This window comes from Sphingobacterium puteale, assembly GCF_003627955.1.
GTDB lineage: Bacteria > Bacteroidota > Bacteroidia > Sphingobacteriales > Sphingobacteriaceae > Sphingobacterium > Sphingobacterium puteale.
This window is the reverse complement of sequence record NZ_RBWS01000033.1, coordinates 1-21,337: the sequence shown is the minus strand read 5'-3', so window position 1 is coordinate 21,337 and position 21,337 is coordinate 1. Positions and strand designations below refer to the sequence as shown.

The following is a 21,337-nucleotide window of genomic DNA, read 5'->3' as shown; positions in this document are numbered from 1 at the left end:
GATAGTAATTTGCGTTCGGCGTCTTGCAAGGGAGATCTGTATTAAAGATGCTAAATTAGCAAATTTTTAATATTCCCCCAAGAATTCTGATTGATCCATCATTCCCTACATCAAGAATTGCAATTGCTCTTTTATCACTTGTCTGACAGGCTTTTCGCTTACGTCCGGTCAAATTGAATTTACCATACCTAGATCATATTTATTTTTAAAGGGTATTGTACCTATTTTAGCTTCACTAATTTAAGATATGAAAAATGAGTAAGAGGATTTGAATTTAATTTGTCCAAAAGTAAGCCATGAAAATTGACACCACAATGGACACCAGGTGGTATGGTTTTAGATGACTTTAAATGAATTGAATATTGTTGCAGAAACGCAAAAAAGATATGAATTAAACGAAAAAAGCGCACCTTAGTGCGCTTTTTGTGATCCCGCTGGGATTCGAACCCAGGACCCATACATTAAAAGTGTATTGCTCTACCAGCTGAGCTACGGAATCGTACTTCTTTTTGAACAACTGTTCCTTGTTTGAAGTGATGCAAAGATAGGGTTAATCTCTATTCCAAGCAACTATTTCTGTGATAAAAATGCGTTTAATGTGTTTAAACCTTCATTTTTAGTGGTTTATTTTTTATTGCTAGGACAGAAAATCGCGATCTTCATCGGATAATTTGGATTTTGGCCCTTCATAATCCTCTTCCGATTCGTCAAATATTGCCGTATGTTCCTGATGCTGTTTTTTTTTACTGCCTTTTAACAAAAAAGCGAAAATAGTACCCATCACAAAAAAAGTCAGAAGGAGTTTCCATAATGCTATCTTGCCCTCTACAAAGAGATCAATATCGACAGTTTGTGAATTTTTGACACAAACCAACGTTACGATGACCGACAAAAGTATTAAGAGTATATTGCGCATAATCATGATAAATATATGTCATTAGGAATGGCGAATATAGGTAATTATCTATTTTTCGTTGCTATCAAGCGCTTTTCTTTTTATTTACTTATTATCTATTCCAATTGTTGCGCGGTTTAAACGTAAAGAATTTAAAATCACTGAAACGGAACTAAAGCTCATTGCTGCTGCTGCTATCATGGGGGATAAGAGGATACCGAAGCTCGGATATAGAAGCCCTGCCGCTAACGGGATACCTAGAATATTGTAGATAAAAGCAAACCCTAGATTTTCTTTAATATTTCGGAGTAGCTTCCGGCTCAGTATTTTGGCTTTGGCAATGCCCATTAGGTCGCCCTGAAGCAAGGTCAGCGATGCACTTTCAATTGCTACATCTGTCCCTGTTCCCATGGCGATACCGATATCGGCTTGGGCAAGGGCAGGAGCGTCGTTGATACCATCACCAGCCATTGCGACAACATGTCCTTGTTCCTGCAAACGGTGTATTTCCTGCAATTTATCTTTCGGTAATGCATTTGCTTTGAAATGCCTGATCCCGACTTGCTCCGCGACGGATTTTGCCGTATGTGCATTGTCACCTGTAAGCATAATGACATCAACATCATGCTGAAGCAGGTAGTTTATAGCTTGTTTGGAAGAGGCCTTGATCTGATCGGAGATACTAAAGTAGCCGAGTAAATCATTTCCTTTCGATAGATAGGAAACGGTTTTGCCATGAGATTGGGCTGATTCGACGGCCTTACGTATCCCGTCCGGAATGGCCACCTGCATGGATTCCATCAACAGCTGATTGCCGAGAGCAATCAACTGGCCGTCTATATCCCCCTTGACACCTTGTCCGGAAATGTTTTCGAAGTTGGTAACTTGTTGCTCTATTTTATTGCCTTCCTTTTTGGCCTTTTCAATAATAGCCTGTCCGAGTGGATGGGTACTGTTGCTGTTGAGGGAGGCGGCTAAAGATAGTATTTCATTGATACTGCTAATAGGGCTGGGTTGAATGTCATCAACTGTAGGTTTGCCTTCGGTTATTGTTCCTGTTTTATCCGTTAATACAACATCAACCCGGTTCATTTTTTCTAAGGCACTCGCATCTTTGATCAGTACGCCATTTTTGGCTCCCTTGCCGACACCGACCATAACGGACATCGGTGTTGCTAAACCGAGGGCACAAGGGCAGGCAACAATAAGAACGGCCAATGCATTGGCAAATCCATAAGCTAGGGAGGGTACAGGTCCCCAGATCCACCAAACAAAGAATGTCAACAGAGCAATTACAATTACGATCGGAACAAATATTTCAGATACTTTATCCGTAAGGCGTTGAATTGGTGCTTTACTTCGGCTAGCGTCATTGACCATCTGAATGATCTGAGCCAATAAAGTGTCTGAACCGATACGTTCAGCTTTCATCAGAAAACTCCGTTCGCCATTGATTGTACCCGAGCTGACCTTGTCACCTTCCTGTTTTTCGACTGGCAGGGACTCACCCGTCAGCATGGATTCATCAATATTTGTGCTGCCACTCGTAATCTGACCGTCGACAGGAATCTTATCTCCGGGTTTTACTTTCAGGATATCACCGATCTTAATCTGATCGATTCCAATTTTTACGTCAGTCCCATTTTCGACCCGAGTGGCGTCGGAAGGACTGAGTTTAATGAGTTCCTTGATCGCTGAATTGGTTTTGGAATGCGCTTTGGCTTCCATCACCTGACCTAGGAGAACTAATGTTAGGATGACGGTAACGGACTCAAAATATAGTGCAATATAACCGTGATGATTTTTTAGGTCAGCCGGAAAAATCTGGGGAAAGAACAGACCGACAAGGCTATATACGAATGCTGCACCCGCGCCAAGGGCAATCAGGCTGAACATATTCAGTCGCCAGGTTTTGAAAGAAACCCATCCACGCTTGAAAAATGACCAACACGTGTAGAAGACAACAGGCAGGGACAGAAATAATTGTATCCAGCCTGACAAATTTGGTGAAATGATGTTGGCGATTGGATTTCCGGGAAGCATTTCTCCCATAGAGAGAATAAATATTGGAACCGTAAATAAAATAGACAACCATAATTTCATGCGGAGATCTTTATATATTCGGTCTTCATCATCGTCGCTCCCTCCCGCGATCGGAATAAGATCCATACCGCAGATGGGGCAATTTCCGGGCTGATCCCGAACAATTTCCGGATGCATCGGACAGGTATATTGTGTTGTTTTATTTAATTCGGGAACTTTCTCCAGATTCATCCCGCAAATTGGACAGTTGCCCGGTTGATCATAAAGTTTGTTGCCTTCACAGTGCATCGGGCAATAATATTTTCCTGCTGGACCCGCTTTCTGCCGGTTGGGTATTGCGATGGCGGCATGTTCGCTGTGTCCATATTTGTGCCTGTCACCATCGTGCCCATGTTTTACCAATTCATCTTGTTTGTGATGATTGTGGCCCTGTGCTATAGATTGATGCTGCTGTTCATGTTCCATCTTTTTGTTTGCAACAGGTGGAGCCAAATGATCGGAATGATTTCCATGATTGTGCTCGTGTTTGCTTTGTGCCTGTTCGACAGGTACGAGGTACATGCCGCAAACCGGACAACGCCCGGGTTGTTCATATGTTTTCTCTCCTTCGCAGTGCATCGGGCAGTAATACTTGCCCGAAGGGGACAGCTTTGATGAGTCATTCTCGTTTAAGGAAGCTGTTGGCTGACCCGGTTCGGTGATTTGGTAGTTACCTAATCTGGATAGGGTTTCCTGGAGTTGCTTGACCGGTATTTCTTTCTGAGATTCTATCGTCAACAACGGTGGATCTAGTGAAACTTTAGCCTGAACTTCGGGAAGCTGATTAATCGCATTTTCAATAGTGGTTCTACATCCGTCACAGGACATTCCTGAAAGTCTATATTGGTATCGCATAGCATTTTATTGTAAAATAAATTTAGGGGTTATCGCTTGGCGAATGTTATACTTTTACACTGTTTTTTTGTAATATTTCAATCCGGTGTGTCCGTCGTTCCAATGGAAAATCAGTGTATTGGGTAAATAATTGCCGTGATGTGCCACATAAAATAAACAAATAAATGGAGCGATTTGTTTTACAGGAATTATCCCTGTTGTAAGCACTTTATGGGATATTTTAGAGACGTTAATTCATCCTCTGAGGAGTGAATATGACGTGCTTTTAGTCAGATAGTCTTTTATCTAGGAAAGTAGCATGGCTTCGGGATGTTTCATTAAGCGCTGGATTGTTAATTGATTGTCAAGTAATGCCTCGTAAAATGGAGCAGGAACCATTATTTTGAACGTCTTACGTGATGTTTTAATGAAAAAAAGTGCACCATGAATGACTTGCTTATCATCAATGATCAAGGTATGTTGTGTAACGGGTTGACTACTTAGCTTTTCCTTTTCAACGAGCTGTATGAGTTGTTGCATTGTATCAATATGTTTTGCCAAAATTACCAAATACTTATCATTTTTTGTTTTTTTTTATTTCTCGAATTTTAGAAGATATCTACTTCTTCTGAAGCTTTTTTATCTTTTTGTAGGTGGTAATCGTTTTAGCAAAAGAAAGTTTTCAAAGATATACGCAATCGATTGCGTATTTTGTCTGCTAAAGTTTAGCGGGCTGTGGGATTTGTCTTGCTAAAATCTATTTTACTTTTTTAGCTTTGTGCAACAAATATCCAATAAAACACTATTATGAGTGGTATAACAACATTAGGTCAATTTATTATTGAAAAACAAGCCGATTTTCCTTATGCAAAAGGTGAGCTTTCCAGGCTTTTACGTGATATCGGAATAGCGGCAAAGATTGTTAACAGAGAAGTTAATAAGGCAGGATTGGTCGATATTTTAGGAGATGCCGGGCAAACGAATATTCAGGGTGAAGGACAGAAGAAACTGGATGTGTATGCTGATGAGCAATTTATTAAAGCGCTTCAAAGTGGCGGTGAATGCTGCGTTGTAGCTTCGGAGGAACATGAAAATCCAGTTTATATGCAATCTGGAGTTTCAAAAAATGCGAAGTATATTATTTGTATAGATCCCTTGGATGGCTCGAGTAATATAGACGTTAATGTTTCCGTAGGTACGATTTTTTCCATTTATCGTCGGCTTTCGGATACAGGAGTATCATGTAATAGCAACGACATTCTGCAACACGGTACCAAGCAAGTGGCCGCAGGTTATGTCATTTATGGCAGCTCAACCATGTTGGTATATACCACAGGCAAAGGGGTGAATGGTTTTACTTTAGATCCTTCCATAGGGGAATTCTGTCTGTCTCATCCCGATATGAAGATTCCGGAAGCGGGTCTTATTTATTCGATCAATGAAGGAAATTACTCTAAATTCCCCAATGGTGTCAAGCAATATATCAAATACTGCCAAATGGAAGACGTGGCTACCCAGCGTCCCTACGCGTCGCGCTATATTGGATCTATGGTTGCTGACATTCACCGCAATCTACTGAAAGGAGGGATCTTTCTTTATCCAACAACTTCAGCACATCCGAATGGAAAATTACGATTGATGTACGAATGTAACCCAATTGCATTTATTGTAGAACAAGCAGGAGGAAAGGCGACGAATGGGTATCAACGTATTTTGGATATTGAACCCAAGACGCTGCACCAACGGACAGCTGCATTTTTAGGGAACACGGCAATGGTGGAACTCCTCGAAGATTTCCTCCAAAAATACCAGTAATTCATTGCTGTAGTGATTCGATGACAGGGAAGATTCGTTTGCCAATAAGAATTATTTATCTTTGTCCCAGAAAGTGGCTTCATTATTGAGAAGCCATTTCTTTTTCATTATTTTTAGTATGTCACGTTTTTTAGTTTTCATTTCCTTCGTTTCAATTGTATTTTTTTCTTGCAAAGAGAATTCGCCCACTTATGGTGATGTGCTGGCAAAAGGTTTTGAACAAAAATCTTATAAGGAATTTGATACAACAGCTTATGTAAAGGTGTTTCAGGAAGTGTATGGTAAACAGAAAGCCAACCTGCATAACCCGAGCTGGATGAAGAAATTGTCTGATTCTACGGCAGGAATGACTTTAATCGCTGAACATCTATTTGACGGAAGCATCGATACCCTATTGAGTTATTTTGACCGAAGTGAAGAACATGGGATACGTAGCAGTTACTACCATACTGCGGAGATTAAAGAAACCTTATTTTCTCTGCGGAAACTGAAACCAAAGGATGTCGCGGAATCTTACCCTCTTCTAGCCAAGCTGGATCTTTTGGGAACAGACGGTCTTGTGACTTATGTCAGCAGCATGAAGTATGGTGTGCTCAATCCAAAACGTCTATATGGAAGATATTTTGTGCCCCAAAAGCGCATGAATTATACAGCGGTTGTTCACTTGCTGGACAGTGTCAAGATAGGCCCCTTGATGGCAGATATACAACCGAAGAACCAATATTATATTCAATTTCAGGATTTGTTGGAAAATGGTAATCTGAATAATGAGCAAAGGGCTAAAGTGCTGATGGTATTGGAGAAACTACGCTGGATGGGGGAGACTTTTCCAGAAAAGTATGTTTTTGTCAATATTCCAGAACAGCGATTGCGCATCATGGAAGATGGTAAAACCAGTCAATTGATGAATGTATGTGTTGGTGAAACTGATAACCCTGCCTATACGCGCAAAGGTGAAAACCATGAAACGCCTGTCATGCAGGGTATCCTAGATGCAATGCAGGTTAATCCTGTTTGGAATATTCCCAGCAGCATTGTAAAAAAGGAATTGTTAGCTAGCGTGCGGAACAATCCGAATTATTTGGCTTCGCGTAATATGGTGGCTTATTATAAAGGAAAACAAGTTGATCCAAGTGCGGTCAATTGGAATGCGGATTCGGTGGAGAAATTCCGGTTTAAGCAAAACCCTGGCTCGGACAATTCTTTGGGAAATGTGAAGTTTCTATTTGAAAATGCCTATTCGATCTATCTTCATGATACGCCTGCCAAACAAATGTTCGGGCAGGCTAACCGTGCCGTGAGTCACGGCTGTGTACGTGTTGAAAAACCCGTAGACTTGGCCAGCTATCTGGTCAATAATGAGAAGCAGGCCGAAAAGATTGCAAAAGAAATCACAACCGACTCCATTTCTAAATCGCGTTGGGTAACACTAAAACGTCGGATGCCCGTGTATCTTACTTATTATACCACTTGGCTTGATGATGACGGTAAGATCGTTTCTTTCCCCGATATTTATGGCTATGACCCTCGTTTAAAAGAGGCACTGAAAAAATATTGGACAAACTAAAAAAACTTTACCGCAATCCGGTTAAGGCTTTTTTAATATTCAGAGTTATAGGCCAGGGCCAAACGTATAAAAGGATAATCTTTATTCACGTTTTTATGGTTTTGATAATGGCCTTCCAGCCTAAAATATCCTGAGTAGAGATTGATACCAAAGTTTTTCCAGATCCGTACTGAAGCACTGGTCGATGCGGTATGAAGATAATGATGAGATTTATTGCCACTGATGGTGACAAAATAGCCGCCGCGGTACTCTATTCCAAATTTGAAGCGATTGAGTGTACTTAGGATTGCCGATGCCCGAACATCTGCTCCAGGACCATAATCATAGGTGCGGCTTTCGCCGAAATGAAGATATGGATCTGGCACCGCTGCCAGAACTACCGGGCCACCAGAAAGGAGGGTGGTCAACTTGGTATGGTGGCCCACATTAAAATTGGAATAAATGTTGTAGTTGATACTCTGTGATCCATAATAGAAGGCTTCATTTCGTAGAAAGTCAAAATGAGCTGAGACGATCCCACGGTGTCGCCCCGTTACGTTGGATAATATACGGTTCCCATAAAGAGAGGCGGAAACACTGACAGCATTTACGATGGAACTATCGTCTGAACCAATCTCAAGATTCAGGAAAAAATCATCAAACGGTTTCTTCTTGTCTATATCATCGTTGTTATATATTAGCTTGACTCGCGCATAAATATCATTCTTTCCGCGGCTTAAGACATTGTGTTCTTTGGCATCAAATCTCCGGATTCCCAATTCAACTTCCGTATGAACCAGCGAACTGTCAATGACAGCGCCTTTTATCGTATTTCCCCAACGGCCATCAAGCAATCTGTTTAATCCGTTTATTGGATTGATCAGCATGGCTAATATTTCCTTTTTATTGCGTTGCCCTTTCGTGAGGCTGGGTCTTGCCAGAATATGATGTGAAAGACGGTGGCTCATTTCGCCGAGGATTGTTCCTCCAAAACTGGTATTAATGATATCGTTGATCGAAGGTGGTTCCGTTTCACCGGCTGTCTCCCAGACATAACTTCCGGCAACAGTAGCTAATGTCGACTGTAGGAAGCTAAAATTGTTGGACCGGAATGAATTAAAATAGAACTGCCCATGGTAGGGGTGGGCAATCTGATTGGTAGCAAAGAGATTATCATCCCAAGTCCAAGCTGAAAACTTCAAATGACTGAAGAAGTTTTTGAATGAAATATGGGAGACCGGATCTTTACGAATGAAATAATTAACGGATGCGGGTATTGCCTGAATGGAAAACCATTCTATACCCGCCCGCAAAAAGTTTTTCTTTTGATAATTGACGACACTGTCGGGAAGTTTGGCATTGATCCTATCCGAAATCCATCTTGCCTGTTGTTTCGATACTGCCATGCTGTCTTTCAAATTTGCGCACCTTACTGCTGGAGCGGCACTATCTACTGATGAAATGGAGTATGTCGTATTTAAAGAGCCATATTGGAGGCTACTTTGATTTGTTTGAATTGAGGCAAAGACGGTAGGCTGGGCTAAGATTAGGGTGCCAAAAAAAGTAGTAAATACATTCAAAAGCAAAAATAAAATATAGCGATAAAACCTTGGATTTTGATTCATACGGGTCAATATACTGTTTTGCAATAAAACTTGTATTCAATAACAAATATAAGGTAAAAGTGTTTTTACGATGACGCCTTCTTTCTTCTTTTAGCTGCATTTAGGTTGCTGATATGCACGATGGAATGTTACCTTTGCAATGCTTTACAACTGTTCAACTGATTTTATATGAACAATACCTTTGAATTTTCTAACATACGGACGGTCAATTTGAAAAACGAACTCTTTGCCGGTTTGACGGTTGCCATGACCATGATACCTGAATCCCTTTCGTTTGCTATATTAGCGGGCTTGCCTCCTTTGACAGGCCTGTATGCAGCTTTCTTAATGGGGCTTGTAACTGCTGTGTTTGGCGGAAGACCGGGTATGGTATCCGGTGGGGCCGGAGCTACTATTGTTGTACTGATGGCACTTGCGGCAAGCCACGGTATCGATTACCTTTTTGCAGCTGTGGTTCTGGCCGGTATTTTGCAATTTTTGGTCGGTCTTTTTAAGTGGGGAAAATTTGTCCGCTTGATACCACAACCTGTTATGTATGGATTTCTGAATGGATTGGCGATTATTATTTTTATGGCGCAAGTTGTCCAGTTTAAAGTAAACAGTGGGGACGGCGCGGTTTGGATGTCCGGTTCCACTTTATATATTATGGGAGGACTTACGTTATTGACCATGTTGATTGTTATCGGTTTCCCGCGGCTTACTAAAGCAATTCCCGCTTCGCTGATTGCTATTTTGGTCGTTTTTGCTGTGGTATCCCTATTTGGGATACAAACCAAAAAGGTGGTGGATATTGCCTCGGTCAGTGGATCACTGCCGCATTTTCGTGTACCAGATATTGCATGGAATTGGGAAACTTTGCAGTTAATTTTTCCTTATTCCTTGGTTATGGCAGGTGTGGGACTTGTTGAGTCGCTTCTGACACTTAATATGGTTGATGAAATTACCGCCAGTAAAGGGAATGCTAATCGCGAATCTATAGCTCAAGGGCTGGCAAATGCGGTTAATGGATTTTTTGGTGGTATGGGAGGATGTGCGATGGTCGCCCAGACTTTAGTTAACTTGAATGCGGGCGCACGGACGCGGTTATCCGCTTTTATAGGGGCGATGACAATTCTGCTGATTATCTTGGTAGGAGCTCCTTTTATTGAGCAAATCCCCATGGCGGCACTTGTCGGTGTGATGATGATGGTTGCTATCGGCACTTTTCAATGGGTGAGTTTTCGGATTATCAATAAGTTCCCGAAATCCGATATTTTCGTTGGTATTCTTGTTGCCGGTATAACGGTGCTATTGCACAATTTGGCTTTAGCGGTACTTGTCGGTGTTGTGGTTTCTGCATTGGTCTTTGCCTGGGACAATGCAAAGCGTATACGGGCGCGAAAATATGTTGACCCGGAAGGTATAAAACATTATGAAATATATGGGCCATTGTTTTTTGGGTCCACAGCAAATTTTTTGGATAAGTTTGATATTCAGGAGGATCCTAATCATATCATTGTGGACTTTAAAGAAAGTAGGGTCGTAGATATGTCTGCAGTGGATGCACTAAATAAAATTACAGAGCGCTATGCCGCACAACAAAAGAAGGTGGAACTCTGGCATCTCAGCGAAGATTGTCGCTCCCTCCTCAAAAATGCGACGGGAATTGCTGTCGTTAATATTAAGGATGACCCGACTTATCAGGTTATGCCGGGGAAGTAGTTTTTTTTTGTCTCAATTCGATGAAAAGCTCGCTTCCTTGTCGCTGCGGTATGCTATTGAGACAGGTCTCCATTATTAAAATATCAAAGCCTACCTGAAACAGTAGTTGATATTCCGTTTTGTTTCCGCCAAAGGGCGGGCCTGCTGATTCAAATGCTCTGTTAAACAATAAACCTGCAAGAATGCCGTGTGGATGGAGCAGATCGGCCATTTTGTTGCTGTATTCTTCGCGTAGAATCGGATCTAATGCACAAAAAAAAGTCTGCTCGAGAATATAATTATATTTTTCACCATGGTCAAAAAAATCTTCGCAGATAATCCGGATCTGTGCAGTCTCACCGAACTCTTTTTGAACCTGATTGACTAATGTTGGTGCGATATCAAGTAAAGTGATATTTTTAAACCCTTTGTCAAGTAGTGCTTTCGCTTCGTATGCATTTCCACAGCCGGGGATCAAAATAGAAGCGTCTTTGGGAATCACCGTCTCCGCATATTCGATTAATGCCGGTGAGGCATAACCGATATCCCATCCCGTCTCCCTGTTTTTATAGCGATTGTCCCAATATTCTTTATCCAAATCCAATATATCCATTGTATTATACACCTGTTAAATCAAGCGGATACAATTTAAGGAAATCTTGTGTAATACGACATTATTTTTGTTTTTTACCTGAAAATCTGTTCCTAAGATTAGTAATAATGTCAATGGAGATGATAAAAAATAATTCGCTTTATTGTAGGTTTTTTAAACGCGATTCCTGTATATTGGATGGTATCAGCAAATGTATAAAACGTCCCAGTGAATTGCATCGTGCTATTCGTGATGAAAGCCCAAGAGTAATCAATATGCAGCTTCATGAATTGGAACAAGCTGGTATTATCGTGAAGAAAATTTATCAAGGACTTCCGCTGAAAGTCGAGTATAGCCTGACTGACTTGGGGATTAACTTATTGCCCGTCATAGCAATCATTGATAAATGGGTATTGAAAACAACCATTGGGTTGAAAATTTGAGAGAGCAGATTGTAGGCTGATACTGAACCCTTAAAATCATGAAAACAGACATATTGTAAAAGGACGATGGCGAATTGTAAATAAATCTATTATTGTGGCGGTAGTGAGCTAGCTTTATCCCAGCAGTCAGATAAAATAAGACCTGTTCGGCTTTTGATAAGGGGCAATTTGAAAAATAGCCTGCTGTTAATCCAGAAAAGATAATTGTATATGAAGCAGCCACTACAAGCTGAAGCCTTTAACTTTGATCGAATACTTTTGTATAGCTTATATGTCGCTTTGATTTCTTTCGCGCTCATGTTCGCTAGCACACTATTAATTCGCAATATTCATCCCTTATGGAATGCAATTTTAGTCATAGGTTTCCCGTATTCATTATTTGTGTCAAAAATAAAATCGAGCGCAGATGTTATAATTTTTGAGGATAACCAAATCATTTTGAACGGGAAAAACATCGCTATTCAAGATATTGAATTCTTTCGCATATTTGATTCGTTAAGGTTGTACTTTGTCTTGCGAATAACCTTAAAAACAGGCCAGCAGTATATTCACTATCTTCCAGTTTCGGCAAAGCAAGATATGGAAAACTATTTTGAAAAAGAGGGGGTAAGGAGCAGTAAGGGATCTTTTGATTTTATTGCCAAATATTATTCCTTATTATATGTTTTACCAGTCATGATATTGCTAGGATTAGCTTATTCATTAGGTACGCAACTATATTATTATTTGCAGTATTGATAAAATAAGGATTTCATAAAAACGGATAAAGTAGTAGTGAACAATCTGTAAGGGGTGAAAACGCTTAAATTAAGTCAATTCCTGTGCGAGCATAGCTTCGGAACATTGTCATTGATAGACGGATATTCATTGGGTTCAGGCGAATATTAGACCGGTCTAAAAGCGGTGCCTGCTTATGCTATATTTGATTGTTGGGTTTGTTATCTCAGGAGACGGCTACAACAACATAATGGTTTAATTAAGGTATTACTTTTAATGATAATAATATGAAAACAATGAAAATGACAGTGATGACTCTGCTAACGGCTGCAACTTTTGCGATATCAAGTTGTGGTGGTGGAAAGGATCAACCGGCAACTCCAATTAATGCGGATCAGTTTGAAAAATTAGATCAAAACAAGGATAATGCCGGCAAGCGCTTTAGCTTGACAGGGTACCCTTACCTTAACAGTGACGTAACAGTCCGAAGCGATATGGAAATTGCTGTTTCGTTGTTTTCTGAACCAAAGGGAAGAGGAGATTATATCGGTAGTATAGATTTGGGCTACAAGGACAATAAAAACGGTATGTATATTCCTGATAAGTTTACAGCGGATGATTTGCAGGTTTTTGATAATGAAGGAAACAGTCTTGGGATAAATGATAAAATTACCATTTCTTTCGAGATGGATCTGGATACCAAACGTCCACCAAGAACGGGTATTAAAAAATTGGAAAAAGACGAAAATGGCAATCCAAAGATGGTCGAACAGAAACCTACATACTATGGAGATGGACCATCTGATATAAAAATTGAAAAGGCGAAATAGTTGATTTTCATGGGTTTTTGAGGCAAAGAGATCATAAATGAATCATGTTTATTTTAAAATTTGAACGTCATGTTAGCACTGGAAAATTATAAAATACTGCTGCTTGTACTATTTGCATCGCAATCTTGTGGGAATAATGGCCAGAAAACAGGCGGCGACACATCTCATCTGGTTGATGATCATGCTGAAATCATAACATATAAAAGCGATTCTACCAATGAATTGGTGCTGAACTTCAGGGATCATAGTTATTTTTATAAGGAAACAAACCTTCCCCTGAAAGCGGGGGAGGATGTGGGCTATGAGAATCAATCTAGAGGGTCCTTTGTAATTAAAAATGATACCCTGACTTTTTTCTCTCAGATGCCATCGCAGCTTGATTTTAAAACAGATTGGTCTACGAGTACGGAATTTCTCCCCTTATATCAAACCAATGAGGAACTTGATACCAATAACGTGAAAATATACTTTGACAATATTGCCGAACCACAATATTATCAGGCATTTGAATTAGCTAATGGAAGAGTTGAAAAATTGGCGGTGAAAGCCTGTGTAACAGATGGAGACTTTGGTTGGATAAAAACGGAAAACGACCAGATTCCATTGTACCAATATTTAATTATTGAAAAACCTAAAAGCAATAAGCTTTTAATCATAGACAGTGTGAATACAGCGCACAGTTATTTTTTTGACTTTGATCATATTCCTTTTCGTTCATTCCACTTTTTTACAAGAGCTTATTGGAGTTATTACGATTTTACAGGACTGACATTTGTGCTTGCGGACAACAGGCTCAAATTAACAGAAAATAATAGGTTAAGACGTTATCAGCATTCTAATATTAATCTGACCTTCTTAAAACAATGAAGTATTACAGCTGTTAAGAACATTAATTCTTCTTTAAGCATGGGTTAATGATATAAATAATACGGATAAAAAAGGTAGATTTAAGCTATGAATAAAGAACAGCATTATTTGGATATAAACAGAGCGTCCTGGAATAGTAGAACGGATTCACACCTCAAGTCAGAATTTTATGATCTCCCAGGTTTTCTTCAGGGGAGAAGTTCTTTGAATGAGATTGAGCTAGATCTGCTCGATGATATTCAGGGGAAAACAATATTACATTTGCAATGTCATTTTGGTCAAGACACAATTTCACTGAGCCGGCTCGGTGCTGAAGTAACTGGGGTCGACTTGTCCGATAAGGCTATTGAAAGTGCACGAAAAATTGCTGAACAGACAAATGCCGATGTTCGTTTTATCTGTTGTGATCTATACGATCTGCCGAATCATTTGGATCAGCAATTTGACTATGTTTTTACGAGTTATGGTACAATCGGCTGGTTGCCTGATTTAGATAAATGGGCAAAGGTTATTTCCAGATTTTTGAAGCCCAATGGGAAATTTGTCTTTGTTGAGTTCCATCCTGTTGTTTGGATGTTTGATGATAATTTTGAAAAAATAGGTTATCGATATTTTAATTCAGGAGCTATTATAGAAACTGCAAACGGAACTTATGCGGATAGAAATGCGGCTATAACAGAGGAGTATGTCATGTGGAATCACGGTATAAGTGAAGTGGTCAATAGTCTGATAAAAAATGGACTGCAAATCGCGCAACTTGATGAATTTGATTATTCCCCCTATAATTGTTTTAACGGGACGATTGAATTTGAAAAGAATAAATATCGGATTGAACTACTAGAGGACAAAATTCCAATGGTCTATGCGATAGTGGCCATAAAGAAGTAACATCTGAGCGTTGGACGACCAAAAAAAGGAATTATGATAAAGGTATTTATAGCGGGTGCAACAGGATGGGTGGGAACCGAGCTAAGCAAAAAGATAACGCAGGAAAAGGGCTTACAATTGGTGGGCGGTCTGTCCCGCTCCAAAGGTGGTGCTGATTTAGCATCAATTTTAAATCTGGGAAACGGGCCGATTCCATTATTTGATAATATAACAGATGCGCTTGATCTAGTGGATTTTGACGTGATGATTGATTTTACCAAACCAGAAATTGCCAAGAGCAATGTTATTGCAGCGTTAAAAAGAGGGAAGCGGGTTGTATTGGGAACTTCGGGGCTAACAGATGCTGATTTTAAAGAAATCGCAGCGGTGGCAGATGAGCATCATACGGCAATATTAGCTGCCGGTAATTTTGCAATCACGGCAGTGATTCTACAGAAGTTTGCGGAAATTGCGGCTAAATTTATCCCACATTTTGAAATTATTGATTATGCTTCCGGGGATAAGCCTGATGCCCCAAGTGGCACCGTAGCTGAACTTGCATATCGCCTTTCCAAAATTCAGACACCAGAGTTAGCGGTAGCAATTGATGATACCGTAGGACGGAAGGATGCGCGTGGGGCAAGCATAAATGGTATACAGGTGCATTCTGTGCGTTTAACGGGACATATTCTTGGTGTTGAGGCTATATTTGGTGAAAAGGACGAAACGTTGATCCTTCGTCACGATGCAGGCAATGGCGCAGAACCGTACATAAAAGGGATTTTGATGGCTGTAAATAAATTGTCGACCTTTGAGGGCTTGAAGCGCGGATTGGACACCGTAATGGATATATAGAAGCGAAGATATCGAATAATCGGGATTAAAAAATTAGATTATTTTATACTAAAATAATTAGTATAATACTGTTTTTTATCTTTATATTTACATACTTATTTAGCATGTGAACACTTATTCGTAAGTCTATTTTGGATATTTAGGAGAGGTGTATGGATGCTCCAATGTGGTTAAGAGCTATAGATAGGCTGACCATACGGTTTGACAGATTAGACTAAATTTGAGTTAGATGCCATGGAAGATACGATTGGACAGTTAAATACAGCATATAAAGGACAGATTTTCCGCATTACATATCAGGAAAGAGATTTTCAGATTCAATTGTTGAAAAAGTGTCCGACAAAAGAAGAAACAGCATTGGATATTCTGTTAGATGGTCTATTGCAGACTTTGGTTAAGAACAAAGAGAGATGGTCTTTTCAACAGCATGAATTGGATCAGGATCTTGCAAATCATATCTGGCGGGCCATCTCTCTCCGGTATAGACTTTGATAAGAATCAAAGTCTCCCAGTTACTTATTTAATTTACGCCAGGTCCAATAAGTTCAGTGGTAAGGCCTAAAAATCTCAGTAGATTTTTACTGTCAAAAATTAAAGTAGCATAATGTTTTCCCTTTTTAAAGGTAAGTTTTGAACCACCTGGAAAGGTACTTCCTTCCTCCATTTTTTGCGTTTTGGCTGCATATTTACTGAATTTAGCTGCACTTTCCTTAAGTGTGGTTTTGTTCATCACAAGATTAAAAGGCAAGCCCTCGACAACAAGTGCTTGATCTTCTGGGATATCAAAAAAGATTTCATTGATGGTATTATTTTTTCCAAGACTAGTATAGAGTTCCAGACCGGAATTGGTCAACCATTTGGCATATTTTTCTTCATTGGCATCTTCATAGTAGACCGTTTTCGCATTTAAAGCTGCTTCGATCTTTTGCACTGTCTGTGGGAAAATAAATTCTGAATCCTTGTTTAGGAGCGATTTTATTCCTGCATGGTTTTGCGAGAAAACGCTCATGGTCAATAGCAGGAAGAACATATTCAATGTTAGTGTTTTTATCATCATAGTGATCAATTTTAAGTTCTGGAAAATACAATAATTAAAGATATTAAAAAATTAATCAAATTCATTTCGTCTTTATGGCATTGAGATATATCCTGATATCCTGTTCGAGTTTTATAGGGTATATATAGCCCAATTTATTCGCTAGTTCCCTGCCAATTTCTGCGACAAGATCGGCCATTGCGAATAGCGCCGTCCAATTTTCATTGATATCACCGGCTGAAAAAGTCCGCATTATTTTTCCCCAGGTTTGCTTGGTCAGGTATTTTTTAAATAGGCGTCCATGTTTATTGGTTGTGATATTCCAATCATGCTGGCTAGCGATATACCACTCAATCAGCGGTACCAGATAATCGGTACGTATATTGTTTTCGGACATAAATTTTGCATAAAAAATATCCTCTCTTACGAGACACTTGGCGATATAAGTACAGTCCCACCAAAAATCATTGAGTAGCTGTGTGAATTTTTGCTCGGTAGGTTTTTTTATGATTGACACCCGATAGGAGGGTTTTTGGATCGCTTCCGTTATGCCCTCTTTGTCAAGGAGTACTTGATAACCAATATCCCAATCTTCACATAACGGGCTTTGACGCACCTCTTCCAAAAAATTAGGCTTACTATATAACTTAAAATCAACTTTTATGTGATCTGTATATAAAACCATTTTCATGGCATGTTTGCTATCAAAGTAGCTTTCATCCTCTTCAATCATGGCGATAGGAGAGCCAAAGTTATTTAGCCAATTCTTATCGGCGACATACTTGGTATTGTCATCAAATACAAGTTCGATGTCTAAATCACTTAATTCATCAACTGGTGCCAGTGGATTTACCAAGGAGCTCGTTAGGAGAACTGCCCGAATATCCGTATTGTTTTGTGCCCAATCCATAATCTGCTGTAATTTTTCTGCTCGAGTTTGCATATTTTTAGTTTATTTATGGAGAATAATCCCGTTCATTTCTAAAGAAGCACGACTTACGGCCGTTTGCTTCGCAAAGGTGTCGGAACAAGTTTATTTTCTAGTGATCTTAAAATATTTGGATCTGCCTCGGGGAAAACTACAGCCAATTTAAAAACCGAAGAGTCCGCTAAAGATAACAATACAATAGATTCCCATCGCCAACAGCAGATTGATGCACAGCGCGGCATATTTCTTCTTCGCTAATAACCAAATTGATTCTATTACTGTATAAATGAGGAGCGGAATTCCAAAACCGAGCATTTCGAAATAAAATAAATAGCCAGCACCCAGGTGATCATTTTCTTTATGCATATACCATTGAGAAATAATGATAATAAGGCCAGTTAGTATTAAGATACCCAATCTTATTAAGAGATGTCTTTTTAATTGTATATCTCTCAAAATAGGTGCGCGAATGAAGAAGACCGATCCTGCAAAGTAAGCTATGATGAATATGATCCCTGTAAGCTGTCGGAATGTATAAGATATATTAAACCAACCATTTGTATAGAGTGACCCTATAATTAGTGTTGATAAAAGAAAATAGCCTATCGTTTTATAGTTCATGTGGTAAAATAAACGTTTTGCCCATACCGGATGACTCAAGCCTTTTTGTTGGAAAGAATTCACTTTCTAATAGCAATTTAGGTATAAATCACAATTATAGCAAAAATAGCGAGTGAAGATTAATGCGCCAAAAAATGTATGGAGATATTAGTCATTGAAATAAAAATTGTAAACGATTACTAATGACAGTATTATTTAATGGGACTGGTTGTTTTATTGCTTTAATTTGCATTTTTTGCAATATTATGCAATAATATGCTTCTATTTTGATTTATTATTGATAGTTTTGTACGACTAAGCCTAGACAAGTCTATCGCTATACTATTTTAGTTTATCTCAAATTATATGGAAATTAAATCATTACCCATTCGTCCGGATACAGCGAGAAATGCTGTCAGGTTTATCTTTTTTGTGTGTGGGTTGGGACTCGCCAGTTGGGCACCTGTCGTTCCTTATGTTAAGCAACGGCTTGGAATAGATGATGGTGTATTGGGACTTTTGATGCTTCTTATCGGCGGCGGAGCTCTTTTTATTATGCCATTTTCGACCATCCTTCTGAATAAATTTGGAACAAGAAAAATTATCTTTCTTTCGGGTATCACGCTCGCATTGATACTGCCGATGTTGTTAATTGCTAATTCGATCATAACAATGGGGATTACACTATTCTTTTTTGGTATGTGTATGGGAGGAATAGAAGTTTCCGCAAATGCGCACTCAATCCTTATCCAGAAACTCTTTGATCGGCCGATCTTATCCGGTCTGCACGGTATCTTTAGTGTGGGAGGATTAACGGGGTCGCTCGGATTAGGGCTGTTGATAAAGTTAGGGTTTCAGGCTACCTATGCCATGTTATTGATCTCCTTACTGATCGTTGTAATTATGTTCGTCATGTATCGTAGGTTGTATGCGCATGATGATGAAATACGCATTAATAGTCATCATGATGACAAGAAAATGGCTGCAGGTCAGTCCAAATGGGCTGGTTGGTTCAATTTGCATGTTTTATTTCTGGGCATGCTCTGTTTCTGTGCTTATCTCTCCGAAGGTTCAATGTTGGATTGGAGTGCGGTATTTTTGCATGAGGAAAAAAATGCACCGCTTGAAATTGCGGGGATAGGGTATGCTGCCTTTTCCATCGCCATGGCAACAATGCGACTTTTTGGCGATGTACTTGTTGTCCGGTTAGATCATCGGGTTGTTGTGGTCGGAGGGGGACTCTTAGCGGTATTCGGTTTGCTGGTAGCTGTTTTATCACCTTCTTATTGGGGTGCATTAGCCGGATTTATCCTATTGGGCTTTGGTGCCGCTAATATTGTTCCGATTTTATTTAGTCATGCCGGAAATTTAAAAGGGGTTGGGGCATCAGCAAGTATTCCGGTTATGTCAACATTGGGGCACTCGGGACAGTTGTTTGGCCCCGCCTTGTTGGGTGGAGTTGCCCAATTTTATGGAATTTCAGTCTCGCTTATCGTCGTTGCTTTTCTTATGCTTTCACTTTCCGTGTCTTATTGGATTTATTGGAAATTCCAGGCTAGAAAATAAATTCTTGCAAACTATAGCTGGGCAATTACCTCTTATGATTGGCCAGCTATAAATACTCAGTTGAACATTTTATTTTGCAGGTCAGCAACAAAAAAACGATGTGCATCAGTCCAGTTCTTCAACCGTTCAAATCGGTGCTCATTGACATTGTGAAATGTATTAAACATAAGCCCTTTTCCAGAAAAACTGTCTAGATTCTTTAGATGATCGTCAATAAGAAAATCGGTGTCGATAATACCTTTATTCCCACAGAATACGATGTTCTTCCACGAGATAAATGGAAAATATTCCTGTAGCCATTCCCGTTTCTCTAAAAGACTATTGGGAAATTCCATTGCGGCAGATACAACAAAAATCTCATAATAGTTTTGTAATTCCTTCACCACGTCTTGTGCATCTTGTGCAACAGGAATACTGCGGAAAAAACCTGGTGTATGCAAATACCGTAAGACTGCCGTCTGATCAGGTAAACAATCCGCTTCTTTCAGCCCTACGATATCGTTTTCATTTATCCGTATACCCGTTTCTTCAAAATAATGTGAAAGATAGTGCCGTTGGATGTCTGCAAGTACACCGTCCATATCAATGGAAATTGTTTTTTTTATCATAATTTTTATCTTTATTATTGCACAAATGTAATTATATAATTGCAAAACATTGCAATTATAGCAAATTTTTGCAATTCATTTTATTCTGGTAAATCTATATATTTGTTCCTATGCTAAAGTACGATCGTCTGCAAACCATTTTAGATATCACCAATAGGGAGGGCTCGGTTTCATTTCAAACCTTGAGCAAAAAGCTTTCGGTATCCGAAGATACCATACGGAGAGATATCAAGGAATTGAATGATCGGGATCTTCTTCGCGCAGTACGGGGGGGAGCTCACAGCATTGTGCAAAAAAAATATCATTATCGTGATCGCGAGAAAGCAGGGTTGGAACAGAAAAAGATTATTGCACAAAAAGCTTTATCATTAATAAAAGATGATCAGGTACTTTTTTTCGATGGGGGTACATCTATCCTGGAGTTGACTAAAATTTTACCAAAGGATCTTAAAGTCACTATCATTACGAATAGTTTTCCTGTCGCGAGTGTGATCGAAGACCATCCTTTGATCGATATCATATTTTTGGGAGGCCGACTTTATAAGTCCGCCTTTACCACTTTTGGCAATACTACGTTGGAAAGCATTGCCAATTTTAAAGCTGATTTATACTTTTTGGGCGTTTGTTCAATTACTCCTGAAAATTTGTCCTGTAATTATCAGGAAGATGCTGAAACGAAACGTGCAATGATGAAACAGAGTGTTCGCATCGTTGGATTGTGTACTTCCGATAAATTTGATACGGAGTCAAGCTTTATCATCGATAAAACCAAAAAGCTTGATATCATTGTGACAGAACATGAATCAACGAGCCCTCAGATGCGTAAATATATCGCTCAGGGGATCGAGCTGCTTTAGGGATATTCAGTAAATGTTATAAAAAATGGTGATGAGAATAATTTCGGTCACCATTTTTTGTTCTGGTATCCGGATCTTTGTAAGATTTTTCCGC

The 21,337-nt window shown here is 39.5% G+C and carries 21 protein-coding genes and 1 tRNA gene; 12 read left to right on the top strand and 10 right to left on the bottom strand.

Annotated features, from left to right (window positions below):
* Nucleotides 1-426 precede the first annotated feature (426 nt).
* From D7322_RS27585 to D7322_RS27570, 4 genes are all read right to left on the bottom strand, one after another.
* Nucleotides 427-499: transfer RNA gene (locus tag D7322_RS27585), tRNA-Lys, on the bottom strand.
* A gap of 138 nt (nt 500-637) precedes the next feature.
* Nucleotides 638-916, bottom strand: coding sequence for a hypothetical protein (locus D7322_RS27580; RefSeq protein WP_183078872.1), 279 nt, complete (start codon nt 914-916; stop codon nt 638-640).
* A gap of 84 nt (nt 917-1,000) precedes the next feature.
* Nucleotides 1,001-3,832, bottom strand: coding sequence for a heavy metal translocating P-type ATPase (locus D7322_RS27575; RefSeq protein WP_121127384.1), 2,832 nt, complete (start codon nt 3,830-3,832; stop codon nt 1,001-1,003).
* A 285-nt stretch (nt 3,833-4,117) separates the two neighbouring features.
* A complete protein-coding gene (locus tag D7322_RS27570; protein ID WP_121127383.1) occupies nt 4,118-4,351 on the bottom strand; it encodes a hypothetical protein in 234 nt (77 codons plus the stop codon).
* Nucleotides 4,352-4,618: 267 nt separating this feature from the next.
* Between D7322_RS27570 and fbp the strand changes: the two genes are divergently transcribed.
* Nucleotides 4,619-5,626 carry a class 1 fructose-bisphosphatase gene (gene fbp / locus D7322_RS27565; RefSeq protein ID WP_121127382.1) on the top strand — a complete coding sequence of 336 codons (1,008 nt, stop codon included), beginning with the start codon at nt 4,619-4,621 and terminating at the stop codon, nt 5,624-5,626.
* A gap of 118 nt (nt 5,627-5,744) precedes the next feature.
* The gene (locus D7322_RS27560; protein ID WP_121127381.1) at nt 5,745-7,193 is read left to right on the top strand and encodes a L,D-transpeptidase family protein; all 1,449 of its coding nucleotides are present in this window, start codon (nt 5,745-5,747) and stop codon (nt 7,191-7,193) included.
* A 32-nt stretch (nt 7,194-7,225) separates the two neighbouring features.
* Here D7322_RS27560 and D7322_RS27555 read toward each other — a convergent pair whose 3' ends face one another.
* Nucleotides 7,226-8,578, bottom strand: a complete 1,353-nt coding sequence (locus tag D7322_RS27555) for a DUF3943 domain-containing protein (protein ID WP_183078871.1) — start codon at nt 8,576-8,578, stop codon at nt 7,226-7,228.
* 387 nt (nt 8,579-8,965) lie between these two features.
* Between D7322_RS27555 and D7322_RS27550 the strand changes: the two genes are divergently transcribed.
* A complete protein-coding gene (locus tag D7322_RS27550; protein WP_121127379.1) occupies nt 8,966-10,498 on the top strand; it encodes a SulP family inorganic anion transporter in 1,533 nt (510 codons plus the stop codon).
* On the opposite strand, the gene D7322_RS27545 is transcribed toward D7322_RS27550, so the two are convergent.
* Nucleotides 10,482-11,090 (bottom strand): methyltransferase domain-containing protein, encoded by a 609-nt coding sequence (locus D7322_RS27545; RefSeq protein ID WP_121127378.1) that lies wholly within the window; start codon nt 11,088-11,090, stop codon nt 10,482-10,484. The two genes, D7322_RS27550 and D7322_RS27545, sit on opposite strands and share 17 nt — an antisense overlap.
* Before the next feature lie 119 nt (nt 11,091-11,209).
* On the opposite strand from D7322_RS27545, the gene D7322_RS28680 reads away from it, so the two are divergent.
* The 7 genes from D7322_RS28680 to D7322_RS27510 all read left to right on the top strand — a co-directional run bounded on the left by D7322_RS28680 (nt 11,210) and on the right by D7322_RS27510 (nt 16,140).
* Complete coding sequence (locus tag D7322_RS28680) at nt 11,210-11,512, top strand: winged helix-turn-helix transcriptional regulator (RefSeq protein ID WP_183078870.1); 303 nt, start codon at nt 11,210-11,212, stop codon at nt 11,510-11,512.
* Nucleotides 11,513-11,722: 210 nt separating this feature from the next.
* Nucleotides 11,723-12,250, top strand: a complete 528-nt coding sequence (locus tag D7322_RS27535) for a hypothetical protein (RefSeq protein WP_121127376.1) — start codon at nt 11,723-11,725, stop codon at nt 12,248-12,250.
* A gap of 266 nt (nt 12,251-12,516) precedes the next feature.
* A complete protein-coding gene (locus tag D7322_RS27530) occupies nt 12,517-13,059 on the top strand; it encodes a hypothetical protein (protein WP_121127375.1) in 543 nt (180 codons plus the stop codon).
* A gap of 69 nt (nt 13,060-13,128) precedes the next feature.
* On the top strand, nt 13,129-13,926 hold the full coding sequence (locus D7322_RS27525; RefSeq protein WP_121127374.1) for a hypothetical protein: 798 nt from the start codon (nt 13,129-13,131) through the stop codon (nt 13,924-13,926).
* Between the two features lie 87 nt (nt 13,927-14,013).
* Nucleotides 14,014-14,814, top strand: coding sequence for a class I SAM-dependent methyltransferase (locus D7322_RS27520; RefSeq protein ID WP_120257005.1), 801 nt, complete (start codon nt 14,014-14,016; stop codon nt 14,812-14,814).
* Nucleotides 14,815-14,847: 33 nt separating this feature from the next.
* Nucleotides 14,848-15,648 (top strand): 4-hydroxy-tetrahydrodipicolinate reductase, encoded by an 801-nt coding sequence (dapB, locus tag D7322_RS27515; RefSeq protein ID WP_220700196.1) that lies wholly within the window; start codon nt 14,848-14,850, stop codon nt 15,646-15,648.
* 234 nt (nt 15,649-15,882) lie between these two features.
* The gene (locus tag D7322_RS27510) at nt 15,883-16,140 is read left to right on the top strand and encodes a hypothetical protein (RefSeq protein ID WP_121127372.1); all 258 of its coding nucleotides are present in this window, start codon (nt 15,883-15,885) and stop codon (nt 16,138-16,140) included.
* A 28-nt stretch (nt 16,141-16,168) separates the two neighbouring features.
* On the opposite strand, the gene D7322_RS27505 is transcribed toward D7322_RS27510, so the two are convergent.
* The 3 genes from D7322_RS27505 to D7322_RS28365 all read right to left on the bottom strand — a co-directional run bounded on the left by D7322_RS27505 (nt 16,169) and on the right by D7322_RS28365 (nt 17,978).
* A complete protein-coding gene (locus tag D7322_RS27505; RefSeq protein ID WP_121127371.1) occupies nt 16,169-16,705 on the bottom strand; it encodes a hypothetical protein in 537 nt (178 codons plus the stop codon).
* A 61-nt stretch (nt 16,706-16,766) separates the two neighbouring features.
* Nucleotides 16,767-17,627 carry an AadS family aminoglycoside 6-adenylyltransferase gene (locus tag D7322_RS27500; RefSeq protein WP_121127370.1) on the bottom strand — a complete coding sequence of 287 codons (861 nt, stop codon included), beginning with the start codon at nt 17,625-17,627 and terminating at the stop codon, nt 16,767-16,769.
* A 147-nt stretch (nt 17,628-17,774) separates the two neighbouring features.
* Nucleotides 17,775-17,978, bottom strand: coding sequence for a hypothetical protein (locus D7322_RS28365; protein WP_147430560.1), 204 nt, complete (start codon nt 17,976-17,978; stop codon nt 17,775-17,777).
* A gap of 600 nt (nt 17,979-18,578) precedes the next feature.
* Between D7322_RS28365 and D7322_RS27490 the strand changes: the two genes are divergently transcribed.
* Nucleotides 18,579-19,778 carry an MFS transporter gene (locus D7322_RS27490; protein WP_121127368.1) on the top strand — a complete coding sequence of 400 codons (1,200 nt, stop codon included), beginning with the start codon at nt 18,579-18,581 and terminating at the stop codon, nt 19,776-19,778.
* Nucleotides 19,779-19,834: 56 nt separating this feature from the next.
* Here the strand turns inward: D7322_RS27490 and D7322_RS27485 are convergent, their stop codons facing one another.
* Nucleotides 19,835-20,386, bottom strand: coding sequence for a 5' nucleotidase, NT5C type (locus tag D7322_RS27485; RefSeq protein WP_172395307.1), 552 nt, complete (start codon nt 20,384-20,386; stop codon nt 19,835-19,837).
* Nucleotides 20,387-20,496: 110 nt separating this feature from the next.
* Here D7322_RS27485 and D7322_RS27480 point away from each other — a divergent pair, with 110 nt between their 5' ends.
* Nucleotides 20,497-21,243 carry a DeoR/GlpR family DNA-binding transcription regulator gene (locus D7322_RS27480; protein WP_120257019.1) on the top strand — a complete coding sequence of 249 codons (747 nt, stop codon included), beginning with the start codon at nt 20,497-20,499 and terminating at the stop codon, nt 21,241-21,243.
* Nucleotides 21,244-21,337: the final 94 nt, after the last annotated feature.